We start from the raw sequence: 19,716 nt of genomic DNA on the forward strand, positions 1-19,716 counted from the left end.
CCCGAAACCGGGGAGACCCCGGACCCCAACCCGGCTTCGCCGGGTGTCCTCAAACGCCGGACGGGCTGGATTTGGCTGATGTGAGTGCCAATTCAGCCCGTCCGGCGATTGAGGCAGCGCGCGAAGCGTGCTTCGGGGGTCTGGGGGCGCAGCCCCCCACGCGGCGGAGCCGCACATCAGACGCAGCCGGGAAGGGGCGGGGCTGGGGAAAGAAAACGAATCATCAAGCCAGGAGATCCACCCGTTGTCCCACATACCCACCGGCCCCGACCTCGCCGCAGACTGCGCGAACTGCTTCGGACTCTGCTGCACAGTCCCTGCCTTCTCCGCCTCCTCCGACTTCGCGATCGACAAGCCCGCCCGGACGCCCTGTCCCAACCTACGGGCGGACTCCCGGTGCGGTATCCACACCGAGCTGCGGCCGCGCGGCTTCCGGGGCTGCACGGTCTACGACTGCTTCGGTGCGGGGCAGAAGGTGTCGCAGGTGACGTTCGGCGGCCGGGACTGGCGGCAGGCGGTGGACGGCGGGCAGCTGATGTTCGACGTGTTCCCGGTCATGCGTGATCTGCACGAGCTGCTGTACTACCTGGCCGAGGCGCGGGAGCTGCCCGCGGCCCGGCCGTTGCGCGGTGAGCTCACCCGCGCGCTGGCGAAGACCGAGCGCCTCACCGGCCTGGACGCCGAGGCGCTGGCGGCCGTGGATGTCATGGCGGTCCGGCAGGAGGTCAACCCCCTGCTGCTGCGGGCGAGCGAGCTCGCGCGTGCCGGGTTCGGCGGGAAGAAGAAGGAGCGCCGCGGGGCGGACCTCATCGGGGCGAAGCTCAGGGGCGCGGACCTGCGCGGGGCCAGTCTGCGGGGTGCCTGTCTCATAGGCGCCGACCTGCGGGGCGCCGACCTGCGGCTGGCCGATGTCATCGGGGCCGATCTGCGCGGGGCGGACCTCAGGGGCGCCGACCTCACCGGCAGCATCTTCCTCGTCCAGTCCCAGCTCGACGCCGCGAAGGGCGATGCCACCACCGTGCTGCCGCCGTCGCTGAACCGCCCGGCGCACTGGTAGGCGCGCCGGGCGGTCCGGCGGCGGGGGTCACGCCCCGGCGGTCCCGGCCGGGAACTCCGGCAGCGACCTGTCGAACAGCCAGGGGTGGAGCAGGCCGACCAGCGGCCGTCCCGCCGTCCGTTCCGCGTGGGCGATGAACGCGTCGGTGTCCGCGCTGCCGCCCCGGTGTGCGGCGTGCCAGGTGCGCAGCACCGTGAAGAACCGCTCGTCGCCGAGGGCCAGCCGGAGCGCGTGCAGGGTGCACGCGCCCCGGACGTAGACCCGGTCGTCGAAGATGCGGCTGCGCCCGGGGTCGCCGATGCGCAGGTTCTGCCGGTGGCCGGACAGCTCCTGGCGCGCCTGCACGGCGAGGGTGTGGGCGTCGTCCTCGTCGATGTGCTCGGACCACAGCCACTCCGCGTAGGTGGCGAACCCCTCGTTGAGCCAGATGTGCCGCCAGTCGGTGAGGCTGACGCTGTTCCCGTACCACTGGTGGGCGATCTCGTGGGCCACGAGCGTCTCCCAACCGCGCTTGCCGTCCATGTGGTTGCTGCCGAAGACGGAGAGCGTCTGGTTCTCGACGGGTGCCGCGAGTTCGGCGTCGACGACGACCGCGCCGTAGGTCTCGAAGGGGTAGGGGCCGAAGAGTTCCGTGAAGGCGCGCAGCATCTGCGGCTGGCGGGCCAGGTCGTACCGGGCCCGGTCGGCGAGGTGGGCGGGGTAGGCGTTGCGCAGCGGCACGGGTGAGCCGCTGCTTTCGGTTTCGTACGTCTCGTGCGTGAACCGGCCGGTGTAGACGGCCGCGAGGTAGGAGGCCATCGGCCCGGGGTGGTGGTAGGTCCAGCTCACCGTCCCGTCGTCGAGCTCCCGGCGCTCGCGCAGGGTGCCGTTGGCGAGCGCGTGGTGGCCGCCCGGCACCCGCACGGTGAAGGTGTAGGCGGCCTTGTCGTCCGGCCGGTCGTTGCACGGGAACCACGAGGGCGCGCCGAGCGGCTGGGAGGCGACGAGGGTGCCGTCGTGGCCGTCACCGGTCCGGTCCCAGCCGATCGCGCCGAACGGGGTGCGTACGGGCCCCGGGCTGCCGCTGTAGCGGATGTCCGCGGTGAACGGCTGTCCCGGGGCGAGCGGCCGGGCGGCGGTGAGCACGGCCTTGCCGTCCCGGCGTTGCACGGTCGCCGGTTCGCCGTCGATCTCCGCGGCGTGCACGGTCAGCCGTGCCAGGTCGAGTTCGACCCGGCGGGTGCTCTCGTTGGCGACGGCCTTGATCGTGGCGTGGCCGTCCAGCCACGCGGACCCCGGGTCGTAGGCCAGCCGCAGGTCGTAGGCGAGGGTGCGGTGGCCGTACGACCCGTTGCGCGGGAAGTAGCGTGCCGCCGGGCCGCCCTCGCGGGCGGCCCGGTCGCGGGTGCCGGCCGCGGTCGCGGCCAGCGGGAGGGCCGCCGCCGCGGCCGTGAGGACGGCGCGGCGGCTGCACGGGATGCGGTCCCGGAGGGTCATGACGCGTCGTCGCCCCTCATGCCACACGCTCCCCTGCGATCGGATTGCCCGCCCAGCGGGTCCCGGCGGGCACGGACTCGCCGCGCATGACCAGCGAGGACGGCGCGATGGCCGCGTGCTCGCCGATGCTGGTGCCGGGCAGGACGATGCCGTGCGGGCCGAGCGAGGCGCCGTCGGCGAGGTGGACGGTGTCCATCCGCATGATCCGGTCGTGGAAGAGGTGGGTCTGCAGGACGCAGCCGCGGTTGACGCTGACGCCGTCACCGAGGGAGACCAGGTCGGTCTCGGGCAGCCAGTGCGTGTCGCACCAGACGCCGCGGCCGATCCGGGCGCCCAGGCTGCGCAGCCACCAGTTGAGGACCGGGGTGCCGGTGAAGGGGCCGGCCATCCACGGCACGGCGAGGGACTCCACGAAGGTGTCGTAGAGCTCGTTGCGCCAGACGAAGGAGCTCCACAGCGGGTGCTCCCCCACCTTGAAGCGGCCCATGAGCAGCCACTTCGCGGCGGTCGCGGTGAGTCCGGCGGCGGCCGCGGCGGCCAGCAGCAGGGGCGCGCCGACGGCCGCGGCGAGGCCGGGGCCTCCGGTGTCGAGGGCGTCCTGTTCGCCCAGCAGGACCAGTTCGGCGAACGCGAAGCCGATGATCAGCGGCAGGACGCGGCACATCTCGACGGCCGCGCGGGCGAGGACGAGGCGGCGCGGCGGCGCGAAGGTGCGGCCCGCCTCGGCGACGGTCGCGACGCGGGGCAGCGGCATCGCGGGGCGGCCCAGCCAGGAGGAGCCCGGCTCGCTGTGCTCGGGGGTGTCGGAGAGGACACCGATCAGGCCGTTGTCGGGCACGCTCCGGCCGGGGCCCACGATGCCGGAGTTGCCGACGAAGGCGCGCCGCCCGATGTGCGCGGTGCCCAGCCGCATCCGGCCGCCGTGCAGCTCGTAGGGGGCGACCAGGGTGTCGTCGGCGAGGAACGCGCCGTCGTCGACCGTGAGCAGCGAGGGGAGCGGGAGGACCGTGGAGATCTCGGCGCTCTTGCCGACGCGGGCGCCGAGCAGGCGCATCCAGACGGGGGTGGCGAGGCCCGCGTAGAGCGGGAAGAGGCTGGAGCGCGTGGAGTCGAGCAGCCGGGTGACGAGCCAGGCCCGCCAGGCGACGCCGCCGGTGGCGGGGTGGTCGCCGGGGGTGATCCCGCGTCCGAGGAGGCGGACGACACCGGCGACGAGCAGCGCCCAGCACAGGGTGGTGGCGACGGTGAGCACGGGCGCGGCGGCGAGCAGCACCAGCGTCACGGACAGCAGCGTGGCGCAGCCCTTGACCAGGTAGTACGTGCCGACCAGCGACGGGAGCGCCGAGACGAGCGGCAGCAGGGGCACGAGCGCGAGGGACAGCGCGTAGGCGAGTCGCCAGCGCGGCGTCATCCGTTGCGTGGCGGGCGGGGTGCGGCGGGCGCGCCGCGCGCGGCCGCCGGGGCCGCCGTGGCGGAGCGGGTCCTTGCCCCGGCCCGCGTACGGCTCGGGGCGGCCGGTCGGCTGCGGGCGGACGGAGCCGCTGCGCGAGCCGCGGCGGTTCCGCAGGGCCGAGCGGGTGGCGGCGCGGTCACCGGCGTCCGTCGTGTGGCCGGGGCCGTCGAAGGCCTCGTCCACGACGAGCGCGGCCGCGAGGGCGGCGTCCGTGCGGGAGGCCGGCACCGCGGTGCCGTGCGCGGCTCCTCGGCCGAGGCCGTCGGCGGCTGCCGCGCTCGCGGGGCGGGGCACCGCGGTGCGGGGCGTCGTCGCGCGGGGGCGGGGGCGCGCCGGCGATCCCTCCCAGGTCTCGCCCGCGGGGACGTGGCCGTCCAGGCAGGCGCCGGAGGTGAGTTCGGCGCCCGCGCCCAGCGAGGCGCCGGGCATCATCATGCTGCGGTGGGCCACCCGGGCGCCCGCGCCGATCTTCACGGCGCCGACGCGCAGGAGCCCGCCGTCGAGCCACCAGCCGGAGATGTCGGCCTCGGGTTCGACGCCGCAGGCGTCACCGAATTCGGCGAGGCCGGTCACCGGGGGCATCGCGTGCAGGGCGACGCCGCGGCCGGCCTTGCAGCCGAGGGCGCGGGCGTAGAGGGCGGCCCAGGGCGTGCCCAGGAGGGTGGGGACGCCGAAGGAGGCCACCGTGCGCTCGGCGGCCCACAGCCGTAGGTGCACGCGGCCGCCGCGCGGGTACGCGCCGGGCTTGATGCCGCGGGTCAGGGTGCGGGCGGCGCAGGCGCCGATCGCGAACCGGGCGGGTGCGCTGAAGAGCACCACCCAGCCGATGAGCACCAGCCACCAGGAGGTGTGCGGTGCCCACGCCTGGGGGGCGAGCAGGCCGAGGACGTTGTCGGCGGCGGCGAGGCCGACGAGTCCGCGGAGCCCGGCGACGCCGAAGAGCGCGCACTGCACGAGGATCTGGGCCGCGCCGGTGCGCCGCCGCACGGGCCGCACGGGGCGCACCTCGGGCGCGGGGCCGGTGGCTCGCGCGGGGGCGAGGGAGTCGATGTGGTCGGCCATGTCGCGCAGGACGGTGTGCCGGTAGAGGCCCGCGACGGAGACGCCGGGGTGGTGCTCGCGCAGGGCGGAGGCCATGCGGGCGGCGGTGAGGCTGGTGCCGCCCAGGGCGACGAAGTCGGAGTCGGCGGTGGGCCGGGTGCCGAGCAGTTGCTCCCACAGGTGGGCCAACCGGGCGGCGGTGCCGCGCAGTTCCTCGCCGTCGTCGGCGGACTGCGGGAGCGGCCACGGCAGGGCGTCGCGGTCGACCTTGCCGGAGGTGCGGGTGGGGAGTTCGCCGACCTCGGCGAGTACGGGGACCAGCGCGGCGGGGAGCCGCTCGGCCAGCAGGGCTCTCGCCTTGTGGCGGTCGTACCCGCCGTCGGGCAGGACGTAGCCCACGAGGATCTTGCCGCCCGCCGGGGTGGTGCGCACGGCCGCGGCGGCGCCGTGCACGCCGGGCAGGGAGCTCAACGCGGCGTCGATCTCGCCCAGTTCGAGGCGGCGGCCGCCGATCTTGATCTGGTCGTCGGCGCGGCCGGCGAAGACCAGGCCCTCGGGGTCGGCGCGGACGAGGTCGCCGGTGCGGTAGGCGCGGTCGGTCCCCAGGGCGTCCGAGCGCCGGTAGCGGTCGGCGTCCTTGACCGGGTCGAGGTAGCGGGCGTTGCCCGCGCCCGCGATGACGAGCTCGCCCTCGGCGCCGTACGGCACGATCTCGCCGTCGCCGTCCACGACGGCCAGTTCCCAGCCGTTGAGCGGGAGTCCGATGCGTACGGGCTCGCCGGGCAGCATCCGGGCGGCGCAGGCGACGACGGTGGTCTCGGTGGGCCCGTAGGTGTTCCACATCTCGCGGCCGGCCACGGCGAAGCGGTCGACGAGCGCGGCGGGGCACGCCTCGCCGCCGACGATGAGCAGGCGCACGCGGTCCAGGCACTCCGGGGGCCACAGGGCCGCGAGGGTGGGCACGGTGGAGACGACGGTGATGCCGCGTTCGACGAGCCAGGGGCCGAGTTCGTGGCCTGCGCGGACCAGGGCGCGGGGGGCGGGCACCAGGCAGGCGCCGTAGCGCCAGGCCAGCCACATCTCCTCGCAGGAGGCGTCGAAGGCGACGGAGAGTCCGGCCAGCACCCGGTCGCCGGGGCCCAGCGGGCTGTCCTGGAGGAAGAGCGCGGCCTCGGCGTCGACGAACGCGGCGGCGCTGCGGTGGGTGACGGCGACACCCTTGGGGGCACCGGTGGAGCCGGAGGTGAAGATGATCCAGGCGTCGTCCTCGGGGAGCGGCTGCGGCCGCTGCGTCCGCAGGGGATCGACGGGCCCGGCGGCATGGAGGCCGTCGGCACCGAACACGGCGCAGACGCCGGCCTCGCCGAAGACGGTGGCGGCGCGCTCGTCGGGGTCGTCGGCGTCGACCGGCACATAGGCGGCGCCGCAGGCCAGCACGGCGAGGATGGCCAGATACAGCTCCGCGGTGCCCGAGGGGACGCGGATGCCGACGCGGTCGCCGGGGCCGATGCCGATGCGGCGCAGCCGGTCGGCGCGGACGGTGATCTCGTCCCTCAGGGCCCGGTAGGTGAGTGCTTCGGTGCCGGTGTCGAGGGCGAGGGCCTCGGGGTGTGCGGCGATCGTGGTGTCGAGTACGTCGAGCAGGGTACGCGGGTGCGGTGCCGGGGCACTGCGGTAGCGGGCCTGCCCCACAGGGGGATCCTGTGTGCCGGGTTGTGGGCCGGAAAGGGACGGGGACATCGGTACGCCTCTATTCGCCTTAATTCGACGGCGGGTGGAACGGACGCCCTCGGGACGTCCGCCACCACAGACGCCGACCTCTGGCGCTGGGTTCGCATGGTGAAGCCAACATTCCGCAAATCGAACACCTGCTGGAGCATTCCCATCAGGAGTTCAAATCCGCCACCGTGCGGGGCTGAGGGACGACCGGCCCCGGCGCGTCGCCCCACCCGTCATGACGAGCGCTTGGCCAAATATTGGCCTGCTCCTGGGTTTGTTTTCGGCCACCGCTTCACCCGGACGGGCTGTTGCGGTTTCCCATCCTGTCGGTCCGCTGTCCGATCCTTGTCGATTCCCTGTGCGTCCGGGCGCGTCCGACCTGTCAGTTCTCTGTGAGACGGCCGTCCGCGACCTCGATGCGGCGGGTGGTGTGCACGGCGTCGAGCATCCGGCGGTCGTGGGTGACGAGCAGCAGCGTGCCCTCGTACGAAGCGAGCGCGGACTCCAGCTGCTCGATGGCCGGCAGGTCGAGGTGGTTGGTGGGCTCGTCGAGGACCAGCAGATTGACGCCGCGGGCCTGGAGCAGCGCGAGGGCGGCGCGGGTGCGCTCGCCCGGGGAGAGGGTGGCGGCCGGGCGCAGCACGTGGGCGGCCTTCAGCCCGAACTTCGCGAGCAGCGTGCGGACGTCGGCGGGCTCCAGCTCGGGCACGGCCGCCTCGAAGGCGTCCAGCAGCGCCTCGGTCCCGAAGAAGAGGGCGCGCGCCTGGTCGACCTCGCCGACGACGACGCCGGGGCCGAGCGCGGCGGCGCCCGCGTCCAGCGGCAGCCTGCCCAGCAGCGCTGCGAGGAGCGTGGACTTGCCGGAGCCGTTGGCGCCGGTGATCGCGACCCGGTCGGCCCAGTCGATCTGGAGGTCGGCGGGGCCGAAGGTGAAGGAGCCGCGGCGGGCCTCGGCGCCGCGCAGGGTGGCCACGACCGCGCCGGAGCGCGGAGCGGCGGCGATCTCCATGCGCAGCTCCCACTCCTTGCGGGGCTCCTCGACCACGTCCAGCCGCTCGATGAGCCGCTCGGTCTGCCGGGCCTTGGCCGCCTGCTTCTCGGTGGACTCGGCGCGGAGCTTGCGGCCGATCTTGTCGTTGTCGGTGGACTTGCGGCGGGCGTTCCTGACGCCCTTCTCCATCCAGTTCCGCTGGGTGCGGGCGCGGGCCTCCAGGCCGGCGCGGGTGTCGGCGTACTCCTCGTAGGCCTCGCGGGCGTGCCGGCGGGCGGTCTCGCGCTCCTCCAGGTAGGCGGTGTAGCCACCGCCGTAGAGCGAGATCCGCTGCTGGGCGAGGTCGAGCTCGAGGACCTTGTCGACCGTGCGGGCGAGGAACTCGCGGTCGTGGCTGACGAGGACGGTGCCCGCGCGCAGCCCGGTGACGAAGGACTCCAGGCGGGCCAGGCCGTCCAGGTCGAGGTCGTTGGTGGGCTCGTCGAGGAGGAAGACGTCGTAGCGGCTGAGCAGCAGCGAGGCGAGGCCGGCGCGGGCGGCCTGGCCGCCGGAGAGCGCGGTCATGGGCCGGTCGAGGCCGACGGTGAGGCCGAGGGAGCCGGTGACCTCCTCGGCGCGCTCCTCCAGGTCGGCGCCGCCGAGGTCGAGCCAGCGGTCGAGGCTGTGGGCGTAGGCGTCGTCGGCGCCGGGGGCGCCGTCCACCAGGGCCTGGGTGGCGGCGTCGAGGGCGGCCTGCGCGGCGGCGACGCCGGTGCGGCGGGCGAGGAAGGCCCGCACGGTCTCGCCGGGGCGCCGCTCGGGCTCCTGGGGCAGGTGGCCGACGGTGGCGGTGGGCGGGCTGAGCCGGACGGCGCCCTCCTCGGGGGCGGCCAGGCCCGCGAGCATCCTCAGCAGCGTCGACTTGCCCGCGCCGTTGGCACCGACCAGTCCGATGACGTCGCCGGGCGCGACGACGAGGTCGAGCCCGGAGAAGAGGGTGCGGTCGCCATGTCCGGCGGCGAGGTCCTTGGCGACGAGGGTGGCGCTCATGATGCGCCGACTCTAACCGCTGGAGGGCCCGGTCCCATAACAGTTTTTTCTGTGGACGGCCTGTGACACCCGCGCGATCCCGCCACCGGGGCGGGACCGCGCGGCACGGTCAGGCGGCCGGGATGTGGGACGGCGCCACCGGGCGGATGCCCCGCGGCGGGGTGCTCTGGTGCGGCACGGGGCGGTGGCCGCCGGCCGTGGCGCGGGCGAAGGCGGCCCACCCGCCGACGAGCGGCAGCTGGGCGGAGGTGCGGCTGAGGTCCACCGTCAGCCGCGGGCTGGTGGCGGCGGGCTCGATGAGCCCGGCGTCGGTGCCCGCGACGATCAGGGCGAGGCGGTGACCGGCCGGGACGACGTGGTCGGTGGCGGCGAGGTCGAGGGTGAGGGAGTACGGCTTGCCGGGGGTCAGCGGGCGCGCCTTGCCCCCGGCGTAGTGGCCGAGGTCGGCCCAGCCGCGGCTGAAGACGGTGTACCCGACCTGCTCGGTGTCCGCCGCGGTGTCCTTGAAGCAGCCGGTGTCACCGGGGGTGCCGCTCCCCCAGCAACTGCTGGCGGGCAGGGTGCGGATGCCCTCGCCGTCGCCCGCGTAGTTGCGGATGGTGGCCGGGCCGAGGTCCACCAGGACGGCCGAGAGATGGGCGGAGGCGGTGGACGGGGTGACGGTGAGGCGGACCGTGGAGGAGCCGGACAGCCGCAGGTCGTGGGTGAGCGGGCCGGTGGTGAACCCCGCCTTGCCCGGGGTCGCCTCGTCGAGGTGGGCCGACCAGTCGCCCTCGTTCAGCTTCGGGTCGTCGGTGAAGGCGGCGGTGGTGCCGGCCGGGGCCGGCTTCAGGCCCAGGGTGCCGACACCGGTGACGGGGCCCGCGGCCGGGCGGAGCGTGGTGGCCCGGGTGCCGCTCGGCGGCCAGACGCGGTCGGTGGACCACTGGTCGGGGGCGCGCTCGATGTCGGCCATGGGCTCGCGCTCGATGCCGTTGTCGTAGCCGAGGAGGTAGTGGTCGAACCAGCGGTGCAGCGTCGGCACCCAGGCGTCGCGGCGGAAGTCGAAGGGGTCGACGTGCCCGGCCTGCGACAGCCAGATCTTGCGCTCCACACCGTGCTGCGCGAGCGCGTCCCACCACTGGCCGAGGTGCTTGGTGCGGACGTTGAGGTCCTGCGCGCCGTGCACGGCGAAGACGCTGGCACGCACCTTGGCGGCGTCCTTGACGTAGTCACGCGCCTCCCACAGGGAGGTCCAGTCGCCGTTGCGCGGTGCGCCTTCGACGAGTTGGCGCTGCACGGCCTGGCAGTGGCCGCGCGCCTCGGGGCTCTCGATGCCGTCCGAGAGCCCGTCGGGTCCGCCGTCGTAGAGGGCGGCGCCCTTGGCGAAGTAGTAGTCGTACCAGGAGCTGATTCCCCCGATCGGGACGATGGTCCGCAGCCCCTCGACACCGGTGGCGGCGACGCCGTTGGCTACGGTGCCGTCGTAGCTCTTGCCGATCATCCCCACGGCGCCGGTGGTCCAGCCGGCCTTGACGGCCGATCCGCCCGTGCGGCTGCTGTAGCCGCGGGCGCGGCCGTTCAGCCAGTCGACGACGGCCTTCGCGGACTGGATGTCGGAGCGGCCGCCGATGTCGACGCAGCCGTCGGAGCGATTGGTTCCGGCCAGGTCCACCAGGGCGACGGCGTAGCCGCGCGGGACGAAGTAGTTGTCGTAATAGAGCGGGAACTGCACAGGCTTGCCCTGTGCGTCGTAGGTCTTCTTCTGGCTCTCGTTGCCCCGCCCGCAGCAGGAGTAGTACGGGCTCGCATCCATGATCACCGGTATGCGTCTGCCCTGTTCGGCGGGCTCGCGGGGGCGGATGATGTCGACGGCGACCCGGTCGGACCGGCCGTCACCGTCGCCGTCGGTCCTGATGTCCACCCATACGGACTCGCGCACGGCACGGTCGTACGAATAGACGGGTCTGCTCTCCTTCGGCTTCGCCGCGCCGCCGCCGGTCGCGGCGGTCGCCGCTCCCGGGGCGAGGAGCGCGGCCAACAGGGCGGCCACCGCCGCCAGTACGAGTGAGGTCCAGGGTATGCGGGTGTCCCGCGGGCGTGTGCGCACCGCCGGACCGTAGCGCGGCGGACTGCCGCGCAGAAGGGGATGCGAGCGGTCTCACGAGGTGGCCGGAAACACAGTTCATGACAGGCGCATGACGATCCTATGTCGCATGCCCCATGGACATACCCTCCCTCACAGTGAGTTCATAGGCTCCGAGTGATCGTTCTCCTCTACGAGTTGGAGTGACTCGTGCGTCACAGACTCATCGTTCCGGGCGCGGCCGCCGCCTGCCTGCTGCTGGCGGTCCCCGCGTCGGCCGCCGAGCCCACGCCGGGCGCCCCGGGCGTCGGGGACTCCTACTACCCCGACGCCGGGAACGGCGGCTATCACGTCTCGCACTACGACCTGAGGCTGAAGTACCAGCCGAAGACGGACAAGCTGGAGGGCACGGCGACCCTGCTCGCCACCACCACCCAGGACCTGTCCCGCTTCAACCTGGACTTCCTGCTCGACGTCAACGAGATCCTGGTCAACGGGAAGAAGGCCACGTTCGCCAGGTCGGGCGTCCACGAGCTGGAGATCACCCCGTCCGCCGCCCTGCCCAAGGGCAAGGACATCAGCGTGGTCGTCCGCTACAGCGGCACGCCCTCCCAGGTGAAGGTCGGCAACTTCACCGCCTGGAACCGCACGCCGGACGGCGCGGTCGTGGCGCAGGAGCCGGAGGGCTCGGCCTGGTGGTTCCCCAGCAACGACCACCCGACGGACAAGGCCACGTACGACATCTCGGTCTCGGTGCCGGACGGCTATCAGACCGTCAGCAACGGCATCCTGACCTCGCAGAGCTCCAAGCTCGGCTGGACGCGCTACAACTGGCGCTCCGCCAGGCCGCAGGCGACGTACCTGACCACGCTCGCGGTGGGCAAGTTCGACATCACGCGGGACACCACGGCCAACGGGCTGCCGGTCCTCAACGCCTACAGCAAGGACCTCGGCGAGAACGGCCCCGCCGTGCGGGCGAGCGTCGAGCGCACCCCCGAGATCATCGACTGGGAGAGCTCGCTCTTCGGGCCGTACCCCTTCACCGCGGTCGGCGGCTATGTGGCCAATGTGAAGACGGGCTACGCGCTGGAGACCCAGACCCGGCCGTACTACAGCCCGAGCAGCTTCAGCAACGGCGCCAACACCTCGCTGATCGTGCACGAGCTCGCCCACCAGTGGTTCGGTGACAGCGTCTCGGTGAAGGACTGGCGCAACATCTGGATCAACGAGGGCTTCGCCACCTACGCCCAGTGGCTCTGGTCGGAGAAGGAGGGCGAGGGCACCACCCAGGAGCTCGCCGACTACATCTACAACGGCGTGCCCGCCGACAACGCCTTCTGGACGGTCAAGCCGGGCGACCCGGGCGCGGACAAGCAGTTCGACCGCGCGGTCTACGACCGGGGGGCGCTCGCGCTCCAGGCACTGCGCACCAAGGTCGGCGACAAGACCTTCTTCGAGATCCTCCAGGGGTGGACGGCCGCGAACAAGTACGGCAACGCCTCGGTGCAGGACTTCGTGGCCTTCGCCGAGAAGGTCTCCGGCAAGCCGCTGGCGCAGCTCTTCGACACCTGGCTGTTCGCCACCTCCAAGCCCGCCGTGTCGCCGAACTCCACGGGCACGGCGGCCAAGGCGGCGAAGTCGCTCAAGGCCCCGGCCCAGCCGAAGTCCTGGAAGAAGATCCAGGAGGCGCAGGCCGCGCATCCGCACCCACACCACTGATCCCCGCACGTCCGGCAGGGCCCGTCGCACCGCGAGCGCCGCGGTGCGACGGGCCCTGTGCCGTACGGGCCGGGCGGCCGGGAGGTTTCACAGTGGCGGTGGTACAGCAATACTGTTGAACCCCAGAGGTCCCCAGGGGTGCGGAACAGAGAGCGAGGCGCCGCCGATGGCCACGGACACCGAGGAAACCGGCCTCACCGTCGACGAGTTGGCCGCCCGCGCAGGCGTGACCGTGCGCACCGTGCGCTTCTACAGCACTCGTGGCCTGCTGCCGCCGCCCGAGATCGGCCCCCGCCGGGTCGGCCGCTACGGCCCCGGGCACCTCGCGCGGCTGGCCCTGATCGAGGAGCTCCAGCACCAGGGCCTCACCCTCGCCGCCATCGAACGCTATCTGCGGCAGCTCCCCGACGGGATCAGCCCGCACGACCTCGCCATCCACCGCGCCCTGGTGGCCTCGTGGACGCCGGACAAGCCGCAGGAGACGACGCGAGCGCAGCTGGAGCGGCGGGCAGGCCGGGCCCTCACCGACGAGGACGTCGACAGGCTCACCGCGATGGGCGTAGTGGAACCCCTCGCCGCCGAGGACACCTTCCGGGTCGACGTGGGCCTGCTGCCGCTCGGCGTCCGCCTGCTGGACGTCCCGATAGCCCCCGAGACCCTCCGCGCCGCCCGCACGGCCCTGCTCGACCACGCCCGCGCGACCGCGCGCGAGCTCACCCGGCTCTTCCACGACGAGATGCCGGGGCCGGATGTGGCGGCGATGAAGTCCTTGTCGGCGCATATGCAGCCGCTGGTCGTGCAGGCGTTGGTGACGGCTTTTCAGAGGTCGCTGCGGTCTGAACTGCGGGGGCTTTACGGGGAGGCGGAGGGGGCTCGCTAGGTGGCCGGTTTCTTCCCCTACCCCGCCCCTTCCCGGCTGCGTCTGATATGCGGCTCCGCCGCGCGGGGGGCTTCGCCTGCGGCGCTTTGTTCCCCTACCCCGCCCCTTCCCGAAACTGGGGCTGCCGCCCCAGACCCCGCAACACGCTTCGCGCGCTGTCCTCAAACTCCCCCAGCTACCTCCCCCAGACTCCGTCCGGGGGTGCCCCCAGAGGTGCCCCCAACGGGGTGGATTTGGCTGATGTGGGTGCCAATTCAGCCCGTCCGGCGATTGAGGACGCGCCCGAAGGGCGCTGGGGTCCGGGGTCTCCCCCCACGCGGCGGAGCCGCACATCAGACGCAGCCGGGAAGGGGCGGGGCTGGGGAAAAATCCCCCCTACTCGAACCGTTCGCCCCGCTCCGCCTTCTCCAAGAGCAACCCCGGCACCGCGAACCGCTCCCCATAAGCCGCCTGCAAAGCCCGAGCCCGCGCCACGAACCCCGGCAAGCCCCCCTCATAACCGTTGATGTACTGAAGCGCACCCCCCGTCCACCCCGGGAAGCCGATCCCCAGGATCGACCCGATGTTCGCGTCGGCGACCGATGTCAGGACGCCCTCCTCGAGGCAGCGCACCGTGTCCAGCGCCTCGGCGAAGAGCATCCGCTCCTTCATGTCCTCGAACGGAATCGACGCGTCCGCCCGCGTGAAGTGCTCCCGCAGCCCCGGCCACAGGCCGGCCCGCTTGCCGTCCACGTAGTCGTAGAAGCCCGCGCCGCCGCTGCGCCCGGTGCGGCCGAACTCGTCGATCATCCGGTCGAGCACGGCATCCGCCGGGTGCGGGGTCCAGGTGCCGCCCGCCTCCTCGACCGCGCGGCGGGTCTCCTCGCGGATCCGGCGCGGGAGCGTGAAGGTGAGCTCGTCCATCAGGGTGAGCACCTTGGCGGGGTAGCCGGCCTGGGCCGCGGCCTGTTCGACGGAGGCGGGGTCGATGCCCTCGCCGACCATCGCCACGCCCTCGTTGATGAACCGGCCGATCACCCGTGAGGTGAAGAAGCCACGCGAGTCGTTGACGACGATCGGCGTCTTGCGGATCTGCTGGACGAGATCGAACGCGCGGGCCAGCGCCTCGTCCCCGGTCCGCTCCCCCTTGATGATCTCCACCAGCGGCATCTTGTCGACGGGCGAGAAGAAGTGCAGGCCGACGAAGTCGGCGGGCCGCTCGACGCCTTCGGCCAGCGCGGTGATCGGCAGGGTGGAGGTGTTGGAGCACAGCAGCGCGTCGGGGGCGACGATGTGCTGGATCTCCTGGAAGACCTTGTGCTTGAGGGACGGGTCCTCGAACACCGCCTCGATGACGGCGTCGCAGCCCGCGAGGTCGCGGGGGTCGGCTGTGGGCGTGATCCGGGCGAGCAGGGCGTCCCGCTCGGCCTCGGTCGTACGGCCCTTGGCCAGCGCCTTCGCCAGCAGGCCCGCGGAGTAGGACTTGCCCTTGTCGGCCGCCTCCTGGGAGACGTCCTTGAGCACGACCTCGATGCCCGCCTTGGCGCAGGCGTAGGCGATGCCCGCGCCCATCATCCCGGCGCCGAGGACGGCGGCCTTCGTGACCTTGCGGGGCGCGACGTCCGAGGGGCGGCTGGCGCCGGAGTTGACGGCCTGGAGGTCGAAGAAGAACGCCTGGATCATGTTCTTGGCGGTCTGGCCCGTGACCAGCTCCGTGAAGTAGCGGGCCTCGATGACCTGCGCGTTCTCGAAGTCGACCTGTGAGCCCTCGACGGCCGCCGCGAGGATGTTGCGCGGCGCGGGGTAGGGGGCGCCCCCGAGCTGCTTCTTGAGGGTGGCCGGGAAGGCCGGGAGGTTGGCGGCGAAGCGCGGGCTGGCCGGGGTGCCGCCCGGGATCTTGTAACCCTTCTCGTCCCAGGGCTGCCGGGACTCGGGGTGCGCGTCGATGAACGTACGGGCCTTGGCCAGCAGTTCCTCGCCGGTGGCGGCGAGCTCGTGGACCAGGCCCGCGTCGAGGGCGCGCCGCGCGCTGTGGCGGGTGCCCTGGAGCAGCACCTTGAGCAGGGCGTCGGTGATGCCGAGGAGCCGTACGGTGCGGGTGACGCCGCCGGCCGCCGGAAGGAGTCCGAGGGTGACCTCGGGCAGGCCGATCTTCACATGCGGGGCGTCGAGGGCGACGCGGTGGTGGCAGGCGAGGGCGATCTCGTAACCGCCGCCCAGGGCCGCGCCGTTGACGGCGGCGACGACCGGCACGCCGAGGGTCTCGATCCGGCGCAGGTCTCGTTTGATGGTCATGGACGTCTCGAAGACCTGCTGGGCGTCCTCGGGCCCGACCTTGATCATGTCCTTGAGGTCGCCGCCGGCGAAGAAGGTCTTCTTCGCGGAGGTGATGACGACGCCTCGCACGGACTCCTTCTCGGCCTCCAGGCGGTCGGCGGCCGCGGTGAGGGACGCCTTGAAGGCGGCGTTCATGGTGTTGGCGGACTGGGCGGGGTCGTCCAGGACGAGCGTGACGACGCCGTCGTCGCTCCGCTCCCAGCGAATGGTGTTCGGCTCGGTCATGTGGGTTCTCCGTAGGTTCCGGGGCGGTCGGCCGGTGCGGGGACGGTGGTGTCGGGGTGCGCGTCGGAGGGCTACAGCCGCTCGACGACGGTGGCGATCCCCATCCCGCCGCCCACGCACAGCGTGACCAGTCCGTACCGCTGGTCCCGCCGCTCCAGCTCGTCGATGACCGTCCCGAGCAGCATCGCCCCGGTGGCCCCCAGCGGGTGCCCGAGCGCGATCGCCCCGCCGTTGACGTTGATCTTGTCCAGGCTGATGTCCATGTCCTGGGCGAAGCGCAGGACGACCGCGGCGAACGCCTCGTTCATCTCCACCAGGTCGATGTCGGCCATGGTCAGCCCGGCCTTGGCGAGGGCCTTGCGGCTGGCGGGCGCGGGGCCGGTGAGCATGATGGTGGGGTCGGCGCCGGAGACGGCGGCGGAGACGATGCGGGCGCGGGGGGTGAGCCCGAAGCGCTCGCCGGTCTCGCGGTTGCCGATGGCCACGAGCGCGGCGCCGTCGACGATCCCGGAGGAGTTGCCCGCGTGGTGCACGTGGTCGATCTTCTCCACCCAGTGGTACTTCTGCAGCGCCACGGCGTCGAAGCCGCCCTGCTCGCCGATCGTGGCGAAGGAGGGCTTGAGGCCCGCGAGGGTCTCGGGGGTGGTGCCGGGGCGGACGTGCTCGTCGCGGTCGAGGACGACGAGGCCGTTGCGGTCGCGCACGGGCACCACGGAGCGGTCGAAGCGGCCCTCCTTCCACGCCTGGGCCGCGAGCTCCTGCGAGCGGGAGGCGAAGACGTCGACGTCGTGACGGGAGAAGCCGCCCAGGGTCGCGATGAGGTCGGCGCCGATGCCCTGCGGCACGAAGTTGACGTCGAAGTTGGTCATCGGGTCGGCGAACCAGGCGCCCCCGTCGGAGCCCATGGGCACCCGCGACATCGACTCGACGCCACCGGCGAGGACGAGGTCCTCCCAGCCGGAGCGGACCTTGGCGGCGGCGAGGTTGACGGCTTCCAGGCCCGATGCACAGAAGCGGTTCTCCTGGACGCCCGCGACGGTGTCGGGCAGCCCGGCGGCGATGGCGGCGACCTTGGCGATGTCGGAGCCCTGGTCGCCCAGGGGGCTGACGACGCCGAGCACGATGTCGTCGACGGCGGCCGGGTCGAGGCCCGGGAGGCGCCGCCGCAGCTCGTGGATGAGGCCGACGACGAGATCGACGGGCTTGGTGCCGTGCAGGGCGCCGCCCGCCTTCCCGCGGCCGCGCGGGGTGCGGATCGCGTCGTATACGTACGCTTCGGTGCTCAAGGTCGTGGGCCTTTCGAGGGGGCGGCTTCCGCGGCTGCGGCTTCGAACGTTCAGGAGGGGCGGATCAGGCGAGCAGGGAGCGGCCGATGATCTCCTTCATGATCTCGGTGGTGCCACCGTAGATCGTCTGGATCCGGCCGTCGGTGAACGCCTTGGCGACGGGATACTCGGTCATATAGCCGTATCCGCCGTGCAGTTGCAGGCAGCGGTCGGCGACGCGCTTCTGGAGCTCGGTCGCCCACCATTTGGCCATGGAGGCGTGGACGGCGTCGAGCTCGCCCGCGGCGTGCTCGGTGATGCAGCGGTCCACGAAGGCACGGGTGACCGCGCACTCGGTGGCCATCTCGGCGATCTCGAAGCGGACGTGCTGGAGTCTGGCCAGCGGTCGGCCGAACGCCTCGCGCTCCTTCACATGGCGGGTGGTGAGCTCCAGCAGGTGCTCCGCGGCCGCGATCCCGGCGACGGCGATGGTCATGCGCTCCTGGGCGAGATTGGTCATCAGGTGGCCGAACGCGCCGTGCAGCTCGCCCAGGAGGTTCTCCTTGGGCACCTGCACGTCCTGGAAGAAGAGTTCCGCGGTGTCCTGGGCCTTCTGGCCGATCTTGTCGAGGTTGCGACCGCGCTCGAAGCCGGGCATGCCCCGCTCGGCCACGAGGAGGCTGAGGCCCTTCGCCCCGCCCTGCGGGGTCGTCCGCGCGACCACGATGACGAGGTCGGCGAGGATTCCGTTGGAGATGAAGGTCTTGGAGCCGTTCAGCAGCCAGTGGTCGCCGCGGTCCTCGGCCGCGGTGCGGATGCCCTGGAGGTCCGAGCCCGCGCCCGGTTCGGTCATCGCGATGGCCGTGATGATCTCGCCGGTGCAGAAGCCGGGCAGCCAGCGCCGCTTCTGCTCGTCGGTGGCGAGGGAGGTGAGATAGGGGCCGATGACGTCGTTGTGCAGCCCGACCGCGAGCCCGGCGGCGCCCGCGCGGGCGAACTCCTCGGTGAGCACGGCGCTGTAGCGGAAGTCGGTGGTGCCCCCGCCGCCGTACTCCTCGGGCACGGCCGGGCCGAGCAGCCCCTGCCGCCCGGCCGCCAGCCACGCCTCGCGCGGGACGATGCCGTCCCGCTCCCACCGCGCGTGGTGCGGCACGACCTCCTTGGCCAGGAAGGTCCGCACCGTCGCGCGGAACGCCTCGTGGTCGGCGGTGAAGATCTGACGCTTCATCGGTGCGGGCCCTTCCGGTCGGGGGCGAGGCCGGGGACGTCCCAGTCGCGCGCCACCTCGGCGGTGTCCGCGCCCGGCCGGGCGGGCGGGCGGCGTACGGAGCCGGGGGTGGCGGAGAAGCGCGGGGCCGGGGCGGGCTGGGTGAGGCCGCCGTGCTCGACGAAGGTGCCGCGGGCGGCGAGGTGCGGATGGCCGGGGGCCTCCCGCAGGGAGAGGACGGGTGCGACGCAGGCGTCCGAGTGTGCGAAGACCTCCGTCCACTCGGCACGGGTGCGCTGCTTGAAGCGTACGGCGACGGCGTCGCGCAGCGCGTCCCACCGGGTGGGGTCGTCGCGGTCGGGCACCTCGCCGGTGAGGCCGAGGCGGTCGAGGAACTCCGCGTAGAAGCGCTTCTCCAGCGCCCCCACCGCCATGTGGCCGCCGTCGGCCGTCTCGTACGTCCCGTAGAAGGGCGCTCCCCCGTCGAGGAGATTGGCACCGCGCCGGTCCTGCCAGGCGCCCGCGGCGAGCATGCCGTGGATGAGGGCGGTCAGGTGGGCGGTGCCGTCGACGATGGCGGCGTCGACGACCTGGCCGGTGCCGGTGGCGCGGGCGTGCTGGAGGGCGGCGAGGACGCCGATGACGAGATAGAGCGAGCCGCCGGCGAAGTCGCCGAGGAGGTTGGCGGGGGCGTACGGCGGCCCGCCGGCGGGCCCGGCCAGGCCGAGGGCGCCGGTGACGGCGATGTACGCGATGTCGTGCCCGGCGGTGTCGGCGAGCGGGCCGTCCTGCCCCCAGCCGGTCATCCGGCCGTAGACCAGGCGGGGGTTGCGGGCGTGGCAGTCCTCGGGCCCGATGCCGAGACGCTCCGCGACGCCGGGCCGAAAGCCCTCCAGGAGGACGTCGGCACGCTCGACGAGAGCGAGCACGGCCGGGGGCCCCTCCGCCGACTTGAGGTCCACGACCACCGAGCGCTTGTTGCGGTTGGTGACGTCGTGGCGGGGGTCGATGTGCAGCCCGGGACCGTCGGGGCGGTCGACGCGGACGACATCGGCCCCGAGGTCGGCCAGCAGCATGGCGGCGAACGGCGCGGGCCCGATCCCCGCGAGCTCGACCACGCGGACGCCGGTGAGCGGACCGTTCGCCGTCTCTGCCATCCAGACCCCAGTCCTATGACACAAGTGCTGTAACACTCGCGATGTTAAGAACGGGTTCCACTTTCCACAAGACCTGGCCGTAGGTTCGCATTTCACCTGTCCTGTTCTCATCGACC

At 73.0% G+C, this 19,716-nt stretch carries 11 protein-coding genes; 3 read left to right on the forward strand and 8 right to left on the reverse strand.

Translation table 11 applies throughout. From position 1 onward, the window contains the following. Positions 1 to 244: 244 nt before the first annotated feature. Positions 245 to 1,057, forward strand: a complete 813-nt coding sequence (locus ACFY1P_RS09690) for a pentapeptide repeat-containing protein (RefSeq protein ID WP_390750330.1) — start codon at positions 245 to 247, stop codon at positions 1,055 to 1,057. A 27-nt stretch (positions 1,058 to 1,084) separates the two neighbouring features. On the opposite strand, the gene ACFY1P_RS09695 is transcribed toward ACFY1P_RS09690, so the two are convergent. The 4 genes from ACFY1P_RS09695 to ACFY1P_RS09710 all read right to left on the reverse strand — a co-directional run bounded on the left by ACFY1P_RS09695 (position 1,085) and on the right by ACFY1P_RS09710 (position 10,855). Continuing rightward, a complete protein-coding gene (locus ACFY1P_RS09695; RefSeq protein WP_390750331.1) occupies positions 1,085 to 2,533 on the reverse strand; it encodes a M1 family metallopeptidase in 1,449 nt (482 codons plus the stop codon). Between the two features lie 16 nt (positions 2,534 to 2,549). After that, positions 2,550 to 6,767, reverse strand: a complete 4,218-nt coding sequence (locus tag ACFY1P_RS09700; RefSeq protein WP_390750332.1) for a Pls/PosA family non-ribosomal peptide synthetase — start codon at positions 6,765 to 6,767, stop codon at positions 2,550 to 2,552. Between the two features lie 361 nt (positions 6,768 to 7,128). Next, positions 7,129 to 8,766, reverse strand: a complete 1,638-nt coding sequence (locus tag ACFY1P_RS09705; RefSeq protein WP_361533433.1) for an ABC-F family ATP-binding cassette domain-containing protein — start codon at positions 8,764 to 8,766, stop codon at positions 7,129 to 7,131. Positions 8,767 to 8,875: 109 nt separating this feature from the next. Next, positions 8,876 to 10,855: a Xaa-Pro dipeptidyl-peptidase gene (locus ACFY1P_RS09710; RefSeq protein ID WP_390750333.1), complete on the reverse strand. Its 1,980-nt coding sequence runs from the start codon at positions 10,853 to 10,855 to the stop codon at positions 8,876 to 8,878. Positions 10,856 to 11,041: 186 nt separating this feature from the next. Here ACFY1P_RS09710 and ACFY1P_RS09715 point away from each other — a divergent pair, with 186 nt between their 5' ends. Both ACFY1P_RS09715 and ACFY1P_RS09720 read left to right on the forward strand, forming a co-directional pair. Beyond that, positions 11,042 to 12,550 (forward strand): M1 family metallopeptidase, encoded by a 1,509-nt coding sequence (locus ACFY1P_RS09715; protein ID WP_390750334.1) that lies wholly within the window; start codon positions 11,042 to 11,044, stop codon positions 12,548 to 12,550. Positions 12,551 to 12,716: 166 nt separating this feature from the next. Continuing rightward, positions 12,717 to 13,430, forward strand: a complete 714-nt coding sequence (locus tag ACFY1P_RS09720) for a MerR family transcriptional regulator (RefSeq protein ID WP_361533424.1) — start codon at positions 12,717 to 12,719, stop codon at positions 13,428 to 13,430. A gap of 375 nt (positions 13,431 to 13,805) precedes the next feature. Here ACFY1P_RS09720 and ACFY1P_RS09725 read toward each other — a convergent pair whose 3' ends face one another. The 4 genes from ACFY1P_RS09725 to ACFY1P_RS09740 all read right to left on the reverse strand — a co-directional run bounded on the left by ACFY1P_RS09725 (position 13,806) and on the right by ACFY1P_RS09740 (position 19,600). Continuing rightward, positions 13,806 to 15,971, reverse strand: a complete 2,166-nt coding sequence (locus ACFY1P_RS09725; RefSeq protein ID WP_390750335.1) for a 3-hydroxyacyl-CoA dehydrogenase NAD-binding domain-containing protein — start codon at positions 15,969 to 15,971, stop codon at positions 13,806 to 13,808. Between the two features lie 71 nt (positions 15,972 to 16,042). Then, positions 16,043 to 17,257: an acetyl-CoA C-acetyltransferase gene (locus ACFY1P_RS09730; RefSeq protein ID WP_361529767.1), complete on the reverse strand. Its 1,215-nt coding sequence runs from the start codon at positions 17,255 to 17,257 to the stop codon at positions 16,043 to 16,045. 64 nt (positions 17,258 to 17,321) lie between these two features. Then, complete coding sequence (locus tag ACFY1P_RS09735; RefSeq protein WP_390750336.1) at positions 17,322 to 18,464, reverse strand: acyl-CoA dehydrogenase family protein; 1,143 nt, start codon at positions 18,462 to 18,464, stop codon at positions 17,322 to 17,324. Next, complete coding sequence (locus ACFY1P_RS09740) at positions 18,461 to 19,600, reverse strand: CaiB/BaiF CoA transferase family protein (protein WP_390750337.1); 1,140 nt, start codon at positions 19,598 to 19,600, stop codon at positions 18,461 to 18,463. The genes ACFY1P_RS09735 and ACFY1P_RS09740 overlap by 4 nt, the downstream gene beginning before the upstream one ends. Between the last annotated feature and the right edge of the window lie 116 nt (positions 19,601 to 19,716).

The organism is Streptomyces sp. NPDC001407, assembly GCF_042895325.1.
Classification (GTDB): domain Bacteria; phylum Actinomycetota; class Actinomycetes; order Streptomycetales; family Streptomycetaceae; genus Streptomyces.